Origin of the sequence: Corallococcus sp. AB030, from assembly GCF_003668965.1 — a bacterium.
Taxonomy (GTDB): Bacteria; Myxococcota; Myxococcia; order Myxococcales; family Myxococcaceae; genus Corallococcus; species Corallococcus exiguus.
The window spans coordinates 1-4,282 of the sequence record NZ_RAWQ01000374.1 but is presented as its reverse complement, the minus strand read 5'-3'; the positions used below and the strand labels follow the sequence as shown (position 1 = coordinate 4,282).

Genomic DNA, 4,282 nt, shown 5'->3' with positions numbered 1-4,282 from the left:
CGACTGGCCCCGGCCACCGCGGTTCATCGGAGGACGGCTCTCCTCCACGTCACCGGGCAGGGGAGGGGGCAGGTGCGAGCGGAACGCGGCGTCCGCCACCACCGGCACGCTGCGGCGGATGGTGCGCTCGATGTCGCGCAGGTACGCGCGCTCCTCGGAGTCGCAGAAGGACACGGCCTGGCCGCTGGCGCCCGCGCGGCCCGTGCGGCCGATGCGGTGCACGTACTGCTCCGGCACGTTGGGCAGGTCGTAGTTGAACACGTGCGACAGCCCGTCGATGTCGATGCCGCGCGCCGCGATGTCCGTGGCCACCAGCACGCGCAGGGTGCCGGCGCGGAACTCGTCCAGCGCGCGCTCGCGGGCGTTCTGGCTCTTGTTGCCGTGGATGGCATCCGCGCGCACGCCCGCCGCCGTCAGCTGCTTGGCCACGCGGTTGGCGCCGTGCTTCGTGCGCGTGAACACCAGCGCGCGCGGAATCGCCTTCGCGTCCTGGAGCAGGTGCGTGAGCAGCGCGCGCTTCTCCTCGCGCTCCACGAAGTACACCTGCTGGCTCACCGTCTCCGCGGTGCTGGACGCGGGAGACACCTCCACGCGCACCGGCTCCTTCAGGATGTTGCGCGCCAGGTCCATGATGTCCGGCGGCAGCGTCGCGCTGAAGAACAGCGTCTGGCGCACCTGCGGCAGCACCTTGATGACCCGCCGCACGTCGTGGATGAACCCCATGTCCAGCATGCGGTCCGCCTCATCCAGCACGAACACTTCCAGCGCGCGCAGGGTCACGAACCCCTGGTCGATGAGATCCAACAGGCGCCCCGGCGTCGCCACCAGGATGTCCACGCCCTGGCGCAGCGCCTGGACCTGAGGATTCTGGCCCACGCCGCCGAACACCACCGCGTGGCGCAGGGGCAGGTTCTTGCCATAGGTGACGAAGCTGTCGCTCACCTGGCTGGCCAGTTCGCGCGTGGGCGTCAGCACCAGGCAACGCACCGGACGCGCGCCGCCCGCGGGCGCCTTCGCCGACAGACGCTGGAGGATGGGCAGCGCGAACGCCGCCGTCTTGCCCGTGCCCGTCTGGGCCACGCCCAACACGTCCTTGCCCGCCAGGGCATGGGGAATCGCCTTCGCCTGGATGGGCGTCGGCGTGGTGTAGCCCTCCGCCTTGACGGCCTTGAGGAGCGAATCGGTCAACTGCAGTTCGTCAAAAGTCATGAAATCCCGCATGAGTAGGGTCGGCGCACTCCCCCTCAGGCGGGGGACCGACCGCGCAGCGCGCCCTCTCGCGGTATTGCGGGGGCGCCTGGCGGTACGCGGTCAGGCCAATCAGCGGCCCGAGGCACCTGCGAACGACTTGGAACCCCTGAGCCTCCGGAACGATTCCCGGTGCCGCCCAGGGCCCGGCCACACTGCCTGCAACGGGAGGCAATGTCCCGGGAAATCCTCCCCGCCCGCCTGCCCCCGACCGCTGTGGAGATTTCGGACAGGGCTGTTGGCCGCCTGCCCCCATCGTCCACAACCCTCCATTCCAGGCGCCGCCAGCCCCCTCTCTCAGCGCCCTCTCAAGCCGCCGAAATCATTGGTGTTGCAAGGAAGTGACGGAGGCCCGTTTTGGGCAGGTCCTTGGAATGATTGGGAAATTCCCCAGCCCCTGCCGACTGGCATGCCCGTTGCTAGCCTTTGCCGCGTCGCGCCGTACTGGTGCGGGCGGTGGACCCTGGTGAGGAGCGGGATTTGAAGCGGTGGCAGCGACAGACGGTGGGGATGGCCTGGGGGATGGGGCTGTGCGTGGCGGCGCTGGCGTGCGCCCAGCAGCCGAAGGCGGGGACGGCGAAGGCCTCCGGATTCTCCGCCCAGACGGTGGAGGAGAAGGCCCGCGCGCTGGCCGCGAAGCCGTACCAGGAGCCGCCTGTCGGCGTGCCCCCGTCCTTCGAGAAGCTCACCTACGATCAATACCGGGACATCCGCTTCCGCGACTCCGCGTCGCTATGGCGTGAAGAGGCGCTTCCTTTCAGGGCGCAGTTCTTCCACCCCGGTTTTTATTACACCCGTCCTGTGGGCGTGAACGTGGTGGAGGGCGGCAAGGCGCGCCCGGTCCCGTTCTCCACGGAGCAGTTCACCTACGGCCCCCTGGTGGGCACGCCGCCCAAGGGCAAGGTGAACGGCTTCGCGGGCTTCCGCCTCAACGCGCCGCTCAACACCAAGGACTACTACGACGAGCTGGTGGTCTTCCTGGGCGCCAGCTACTTCCGCGCGCTGGGCAAGGGCAACGTGTACGGCCTGTCCGCGCGCGGGCTCGCCATCGACACGGCGCAGCCGGGGGGCGAGGAGTTCCCCACGTTCCGCGAGTTCTGGCTGGAGACGCCGGCGAAGGGCTCCGACACCGTCGTGGTGCACGCGCTGATGGACAGCCCCAGCGTCACGGGCGCGTATCGCTTCGCCATCCGCCCCGGTGAGCGGACCGTGATGGACGTGGACTCCACGGTGTTCGCGCGCAAGGCGGTGCGCCAGCTGGGCGTGGCGCCGCTCACCAGCATGTTCCTCTTTGGAGAGAACGACCGGGGCGACTTCGACGACTTCCGCCCGGAGGTGCACGACTCCGACGGCATCTCCGTGTGGACGAAGAACGGCGAGAAGCTGTGGCGCCCCTTGAAGAACCCGAAGCAGATCCAGACGAGCAGCTTCCACACGGACGGGCTGTCGGGCTTCGGCCTGTTGCAGCGCGACCAGGCGTTCACCAGCTATGAGGACCTGGAGGCGCACTCCGAGCGTCGTCCGGGCGCCTGGGTGGAGCCGGTGGGTGACTGGGGCGCGGGCTCCGTGCGGCTCGTGGAGCTGCCCACCCGTGAAGAGATCCACGACAACATCGTGGCCTTCTGGGTGCCGGATGCACCGGTGCAGGCGGGTGCACACCTTCGCTTCTCCTACCGGCTGTCCTGGGGCTTCTCCCCCGAGGGCGCGAAGGCCGGAGGTTCCACCGTCGCGGCGACGCGTGTCGCGGCGGGCAGCAAGCCGGGGGCGCGTCGCTTCGTCCTCGATTTCACGAAGGCCAGTGTGGAGGGCACGGGTCCCGTGGAGGCGGTCGTCACCGCTTCCCGCGGCCAGGTGCTGCACCCGCGCGCGGAGGTTCACGCCGTCACGGGTGGCTTCCGCGCGGCCTTCGAACTCATGCCCGACGGAGAAGGCCCCGTCGAGCTGCGCTGCTTCCTGAAACGCGGTTCCGAGACCCTCACCGAGACCTGGAGCTACCTGTGGATTCCGTGACCACGCACCCGTTCATCACCTTCGCGCCCGCGATGCCCCAGGAGGCCCGCGCGGACACCCGCGCGGCGCTGGTGAGCTTCTTCCAGGACTTCGGCTTCACCGGCCGCAACGACCTGGAGAAGCTGGCGGGCTGGGTCCTGGGCACGCGTGAGCTGTCCCTGTCGCCGGAGGCCGCGCTGGCGCTCGCGCGGTGGCGCGTGGAGGGCTGGCTGGCGGAGGTGCTGGGGCCGTCGCACGTGGGGCCGTCGCTGATGGTGCGCGGCCGGGCCGCGTTCGTGCTGGTGGGCGGCGCGCGCTGGGGTGCGGACGTGCTGATGCGCGCTCCGTCCTCGCTGCCGGAGGCCTGGCGCCGCGCGGTGTGTGAAGCAGTGCCCATGTCCGCTCCGGCGGAGGTGCCCTGCCAGATGCGCGAGCAGGTGCTCGTGCTCAATCCCTTCATGGACATGCTGCGCCGCTGGCTGCGTCCCGCCGCCGGCCAGGCGGGCGTGTCGCCGTCGCGCTAGGCGCGCACCTCACACACAGCGAAGCCGCACGGGAGCCCGGAGTCCGCATGAACGCCCAACCCTACACTCCGGCCCTGGCGCGGCCCCGTCGCGTGATGGTGCTGGGCCTGGCGGCCCTGTCCACCGGTTTCGCCTCCGTGGAGATGCACCGGCTGCTCGCGGCTCACGGCACCACGGTGCCGGAGCTGTTCGTGCTGGGCCTGTTCGCGGTGTGCTTCGCGTGGATTGCCCTGTCGTTCTGGAGCGGCGTGGCCGGCTTCATCCAGCTGGTGGCGAACCAGCGGGTGCCGGGGCTGCGCTGGCCCACCGAGGAGGAGGCGGCCGGTCCACTCACGCGCCGCACCGCGGTGGTGATGCCCGTCTACAACGAGGACCCGTCCGCCGTGTTCGCGCACGTGCAGGCCACGTATGAGTCCATCGCCGCGACGGGGCAGCTGGACGCGTTCGACTTCTACGTGCTGAGCGACTCCACGCGGGCGGAGTCGTGGGTGGCGGAGGAGCTGGCGTGGTCGGAGCTGTGC

Annotated in this window: 3 protein-coding genes and 1 pseudogene; 3 read left to right on the top strand and 1 reads right to left on the bottom strand. The window is 70.2% G+C overall.

Translation table 11 applies throughout. The features are described from left to right. Positions 1-1,209 (bottom strand): DEAD/DEAH box helicase (locus D7Y15_RS42485; RefSeq protein WP_233605305.1); only part of this gene is annotated, 1,209 nt, incomplete at its 3' end. Between the two features lie 549 nt (positions 1,210-1,758). Between D7Y15_RS42485 and D7Y15_RS42480 the strand changes: the two genes are divergently transcribed. The 3 genes and pseudogenes from D7Y15_RS42480 to D7Y15_RS42470 all read left to right on the top strand — a co-directional run. Beyond that, positions 1,759-3,258, top strand: a complete 1,500-nt coding sequence (locus tag D7Y15_RS42480; protein WP_233605306.1) for a glucan biosynthesis protein — start codon at positions 1,759-1,761, stop codon at positions 3,256-3,258. Continuing rightward, positions 3,246-3,761, top strand: coding sequence for a hypothetical protein (locus D7Y15_RS42475; protein WP_120600297.1), 516 nt, complete (start codon positions 3,246-3,248; stop codon positions 3,759-3,761). The genes D7Y15_RS42480 and D7Y15_RS42475 overlap by 13 nt, the downstream gene beginning before the upstream one ends. Positions 3,762-3,808: 47 nt before the next feature. Then, positions 3,809-4,282: pseudogene (locus tag D7Y15_RS42470) on the top strand (glucans biosynthesis glucosyltransferase MdoH); the annotation flags it as partial.